We start from the raw sequence: 5,643 nt of genomic DNA, 5'->3' as shown, positions 1-5,643 counted from the left end.
TGACCGCCGCCGACGTCCAGCGGGTGGCCAAGAAGTACCTGGCCGCCGACCGCCGCACCGTCATCCGCTACCTGCCGGAAAGCGCCAAGCCGAAGGGCGAGGCCGATCCCTTCCCCGCCCCGCCCAAGGTGGCCTCGGTCGGCTATGACGGCCCGGTCACCACCCTGGCGCCGGAGGCCGAGCGGATCGCCCCGCCCGCCCCCGGCCAGCCGGTCTCGCCGGTCCTGCCGACCCCGGTCGAAAAGGTGCTGGCCAACGGCCTGCGCGTGATCGTCGCCAAGTCCAGCGACCTGCCGCTGGTCACCGCCGACCTCACCGTCAAGGGCGGCTCCAGCGCCGATCCCAAAGGGCTGGCCGGCGTCTCGGCCCTGACCGCCGAACTGCTGACCGAAGGCGCCGGAAACCGCACGGCCACGCAGATCGCCCAGGCGACCGAGGCCCTGGGCGCCGACCTCTCGGCCGGCTCGGGCTGGGAAAGCTCGTCCCTGACCCTCAGCGTCATCTCAGACAAGGCCGCCGAAGGCCTGGCGATCATGGCCGACGTGGCCGAGAAGCCGGCCTTCAAGGCCGAGGAGCTCGACCGCGTGCGGGCCGAGGCGCTGGACGGCCTGTCGGTGACCTATCAGCGTCCCGGCGGCGTGGCGGGCTTCGCCGTCGCCCCGGTGATCTACGCCGGCTCGGCCTACGGCCACGTGGCCGGCGGCACGCCCGGCTCGCTGCCCAGGATCACCCGCGAGGCCCTGGTGCGCACCCACGCCGCCTACTGGCGTCCCGACAACGCGGTGCTGGTGCTGACCGGCGACCTGACGCCCGAGCAGGGCTTCGCCCTGGCCGAGAAGGCGTTCGGCGGCTGGGCCAGGCCGGCCGGTCCGCCGCCGACGCCCGCCCCCGGCCCGACCGGCTATACGCCGCGTGACGTCGTCATCGACCTGCCGGGCACGGGTCAGGCGGCCGTGGTGGTGGCCAAGCCGGCCATCCTGCGCTCGGATCCCCGCTACTATGCCGGCCTGGTGGCCAACGGCGTGCTGGGCGGCGGCTATTCGGCCCGCCTGAACCAGGAGATCCGCATCAAGCGCGGCCTTTCCTACGGCGCCGGCTCCAGCCTGACGCCGCGCGCGGCCTCGGGCGGCTTCTCGGCCACGGTGCAGACCAAGAACGAGTCCGCCGGCCAGGTGGTCGAGCTGATCAAGGGCGAGCTGACCCGCCTGGGGACCGAGCCGGCCTCGCTGGCCGAGCTGCAGGCCCGCAAGTCGGTGCTGATCGGCGACTTCGGCCGCGATCTGGGCACCTCCGGGGGCCTGGCCGACATCCTTGGAAGCCTCGCCGTCTACGGCGTGCCGCTGAACGAGATCCAGGCCTATACCGACAAGGTCTCGGCGGTCAGCGCCGGCGACGTCCAGGCCTTCTCGAAGGCCGAGCTGGACCCGGCCGAGGCCAGCGTCATCGTGGTCGGCGACGCCAAGGCCATGGGCGAGGCGATCAGGACCGCCGCGCCCAAGGCGCTCGCCATCCCGATCGACAAGCTCGATCTCGACAGCCCCGCCCTCACCCAGACTCCTGCCAAGGGCAAGTAGCCGTGAGCGCGACGTCGCCAGCAGCCGGACGCTAGGCCGATGCTGTGGCTGCTGTGCGTCCTCGCTGACCCCGCCGTCGTCCCGGCCCAGGCTCGAGCCCAGGCCGAGACGGCGCAGGCCGTCGACGAGGCGCCGGTCGCCCTGGACGGCGTCGAGGTCACCGCCCGCCGGGGCGCGGCCCTGATGCCGCCCGAATATGAGCTGGGGCCCGACCAGATCGACGCCCTGGCCCTGGACGACATCAGCCAGGTCGTCGCCGAGGTGAACAAGCGCTTCGGCGGCGGCCCGGCGCCGGTGATCATCGTCAACGGCCAGCGGGTGTCGGACGCCGACGCCTTCACCGGCTTCCCGCCCGACGCCCTGGTGCGGGTCGAGGTGCTGCCGCCCTCGGCGGCCACGGCCTACGGGGTCGGCGGCGATCCCTCGCGCCGGGTCGTCAACATCGTGCTGCAGAAGTCGTTCGCCGCCCGCGACGGCCTGGCCAGCGCCGCGGGGCCGACCGCCGGCGGAACCGTCAGCCTGTCGGGCGACCTGCGCCGCTCGCGCATCCAGGACCTCAACACCAGCCGGATCGGCCTGCGGGTGTCGAGCGACACCGCCCTGCGCGCCGACGAGCGCCCGGACTACCTGGAAAGCCACCCCGAAAGCGCCGAGGCCACCCTGCGCCCGGAGTCGCGGCGGGTCGGCGTCGACATGGCCCGCACGGGCGGCCTCGGCAAATGGCGCGGCTCGGTGCGCGCCATGCTCCAGGCCTACGACAGCAGCTTCACCTCCGACACCGGCGCCGCCCCGGTGGTGAACCGCACCGAAGGCCGCAGCGCCAACATCACCGGCGGGCTGGGCGGCCAGGCGGCGGGCTGGCAGATCCGCTCGACCCTCGCCGGTCAGGTCTCGCGCACCGAGTCCTCCGGCCTCAACGACGCGACGACCGACAACCGCTCGGCCAATCTCAGCCTGGCGGCCAACCGCACGCTGCTGACCCTGCCGGCCGGCCCGATGATGACCGACGTCTCCGGCCGCGCCACGGTCTCGCGCTCGCGGACGCAAGGCCAGACCCTGAACCGCTCGGTCGCCAGCAGCGGCCAGGACCTGGACGCCTCGCTGTCGGTTCCGCTGCTGAGCGCAGCCCTGGCGCAGGACTGGCGCGGCCCCAACCTCGGCGACCTCACCCTGCGGCTGTCGGCCGGCCTGCGCCGCGCCGACGCCGGCCGCGGCGACAACCTGGGCGCCAACCTCTTCTGGACGCCGATCCGCAAGCTGAACCTCTCCACCTCGTGGTCGCGCGCCGCCGACGTGCCGACCGAGGAGCAGCGCTTCGCCCCGGTCCTCTACGGCAGCCCGACGGTGGTGTTCGACTTCCGCACCGGCCAGTCGGTGGAGATCACGCCCCTGACCGGCGGCAATCCCGACCTGCGGGCGGCCAAGCGCGACTCCGTCGCGATCGGGGCCTCGGCCGGCCCCTACACCCGCTGGGCGCTGAACGGCGGGGTCAGCTATCAGCGCGGCGAGTCGACCGACGGCATCAGCGCGCTGCCCCAGCCGACGGCCGACATCGAGGCCGCCTTCCCCGAGCGCTTCCAGCGCGACGCCAGCGGCCGGCTGACCGGCATCGACCAGCGGCCGATCAACATCGCCTCGGCGACCGCCAGCTCGCTGACCTCGAACTTCAACATCACCATCCCGCTCGGCGACCCGAAGATCCCGTCCGCCGGCGGCACGGTGCAGGTGTCGCTGAACCACACGCTGCGGCTCGAGGACGCCACCGTGATCCGCGCCGGGCTGCCCAGCATGGACCGCCTGGCCGGCGACGGCGGCGGCGTGGCTCGCCAGGACTTCGGCCTCAGCGTCAGCGCCCGCCGCGGCCCGTGGAGCCTCAACGCCGGCGGCGCCTGGCGCAGCGCCTACCGCATCCGCGACCAGAGCGGCCAGGACGGCGACGGCGACCTGAAGGTCGACGCCTTCGGCACGGTCAATGTCCGGCTCGCCTATCTGGTCAACCGCAAGGTCGCCCCGCCCCCGGCCGGCGACAATCCCCTCGCGGCCGCCGCGCGCCGCAACCGCGGCTTCACCCTCACCCTCGACGTCGACAACCTGCTCGACGCCCGCCCCCGCGCCAGCCTGGGCGACGGCCGCCCCGCCCCCGGCTACGGCCGCGACGACCGCGACCCGATCGGCCGCATGGTCCGCATCGGGCTGGCCAGCCGGTTCTAGGGTCCGAACCCACGGTGCGGCATTTGACCGACCGCGCGAGGCGGCCCACAGTCGCGTCGCTGGACAGGACATGAGGGCGCGATGACGTCGTTTCCGTTTCCGATCGCTTCGCCAGCGCCGCGCGCGCGCCGCCTGACCGTGTCGCCCTCCGCCTGACGGGGCCGCGCGATGCCCCAGCACGGCGAGCAGATCGGACCGGTCCCGGACTGGCTGCCGCACGAGCGGCCGCTGATGCCCGGCTCGCCGTCGACGCCCGCCTTCCCGACCCACTTCCGCATCATCCACGGCCTGATCAGCCTGCTGATCGGCATCACCGGCTCGCTGGGCACGGCGCTGGTTTCGGTCAACCTGCCGGCCATCCAGGGCTCGCTGGGCCTCAGCCCGGTCCAGGGCGCCTGGCTGACCACCATCTACGTGATGACCAACATCTCGATGAACCTGCTGCTGGTGAAGTACCGCCAGCAGTTCGGCATCCGCCGGTTCGCCCTCGTGTTCCTGACGCTCTACACCGTCACCGCCTTCGCCCACCTGCTGCTCGACAACTTCGCCATGGCCCTGCTGCTGCGGGCGATCAGCGGGGTGGGCGCGGCCGCGCTCACGGCGCTGGCCATGTTCTACATGCTGCAGGCCTTCCCGGCCTCGTTCCGGATGGGCGCGCTGGTGCTGGGCGTGGGCGTCTCGCAGTTGGGCGCGCCGCTGGCCCGGCTGATCTCCACCGGCCTGCTCGACGCCGCCTACTGGCACGGACTCTACGCGCTCGAAGCATGCCTGGCCGCCGCGTGCCTGGCCGCCGTCACCCTGTTCCGCCTGCCCCAGGGGGTGCGCATCCACGTCTTCGAGGGCATGGACATTCTCACTTTCGGCCTGCTGGGCGGCGGCCTTGGCCTGCTGGTCGCGGTGCTGGGCCTGGGCCGCATCGTCTGGTGGTTCGAAGCCCCCTGGCTGGGCTGGTGCCTGGCCGCCGCCGTGATCCTGCTGGTCGCCGGCGCCCTGGTCGAGCACGGCCGCACCCACCCGCTGATCGACACCCGCTGGGTGGCCACCGGCGCCTTTCTGCGCTTCTGCCTCAACGTCGCCCTGGTGCGGGTCATCCTCTCAGAACAGAGCGTCGGGGCCGCCGGCCTGATGCAGGCCCTGGGCCTGGCGCAAGAGCAGCAGCGCCTGCTCTACGGCGTGGTGCTGGCCGCCACCGCGGCCGGCATCGTCACCAGCGCCATGACCCTCAACCAGAAGACCCTGGCGCCGCAGTTCCTGGGCTCGATCCTGCTGATCGCCATGGGCTCGTTCCTCGACGCCCAGGCCACCGTCCAGACCGCCCCGGCCAACCTCTTCGTCAGCCAGGCCCTGCTGGCCTTCGCCGCGGCCATGTTCCTGGGGCCGTCCTTCATGTTCGGCATCGGCCAGCTGCTGACCCGGGGACTGGGCTCGATCATCACCTTCTCGGTCATGTTCGGCGTGGCCCAGAACCTGGGCGGCCTGTTCGGCGCCTCGATGCTGGGCACCTTGCAGACCGTCCGCGCCCAGTCGCACGCCGTGGGCCTGGCCGAGCGCCTGGCCGGAACCGACCCCACGGTCGCCGCCACCCTGCAGGCCTATGCCGGGGTCTACGCCCCCACCCAGGCCGACCCGGCCTTCCGCGCCGCCGACGCCAGCGCCCTGCTGACCCAGCAGCTGACCCAGCAGGCCAACGTGCTGGCCTTCAACGACGTGTTCCTGGTGGTCGGCGTCATCGCCCTGCTGCAGTTCGCCTACGCCGGCTTTCTGTTCTTCCTCCTGGCCCGGCGCATGGCGGCCTCGCCGCCCGCGCCCGCGCCGGCGCCCCCGTCCGCCCCCGCCCGAGAGACCGCATGACCGACGC

Annotated in this window: 3 protein-coding genes; all 3 read left to right on the top strand. The window is 73.2% G+C overall.

Annotated features, from left to right (window positions below; translation table 11 throughout):
- Nucleotides 1-1,574: pitrilysin family protein (locus tag DMC18_RS22935; protein ID WP_146218184.1), on the top strand; the 1,574-nt coding region annotated here is incomplete at its 5' end.
- Between the two features lie 39 nt (nt 1,575-1,613).
- Nucleotides 1,614-3,785, top strand: a complete 2,172-nt coding sequence (locus DMC18_RS22930; protein ID WP_110133340.1) for a TonB-dependent receptor — start codon at nt 1,614-1,616, stop codon at nt 3,783-3,785.
- Between the two features lie 168 nt (nt 3,786-3,953).
- Nucleotides 3,954-5,636: an MFS transporter gene (locus DMC18_RS22925; protein WP_110119361.1), complete on the top strand. Its 1,683-nt coding sequence runs from the start codon at nt 3,954-3,956 to the stop codon at nt 5,634-5,636.
- Nucleotides 5,637-5,643: the final 7 nt, after the last annotated feature.

The sequence above is a fragment of the Caulobacter sp. D5 genome (genome assembly GCF_003185805.1).
Lineage (GTDB): Bacteria > Pseudomonadota > Alphaproteobacteria > Caulobacterales > Caulobacteraceae > Caulobacter.
This window is presented reverse-complemented; position numbering and strand designations above follow the sequence as displayed.

Excerpts from the sequence above, each read along its gene's own strand:
- DMC18_RS22930 (WP_110133340.1), top strand. The coding sequence starts at position 1,614 with ATGCTGTGGCTGCTGTGCGTCCTCGCTGACCCCGCCGTCGTCCCGGCC.
- DMC18_RS22925 (WP_110119361.1), top strand. The coding sequence starts at position 3,954 with ATGCCCCAGCACGGCGAGCAGATCGGACCGGTCCCGGACTGGCTGCCG.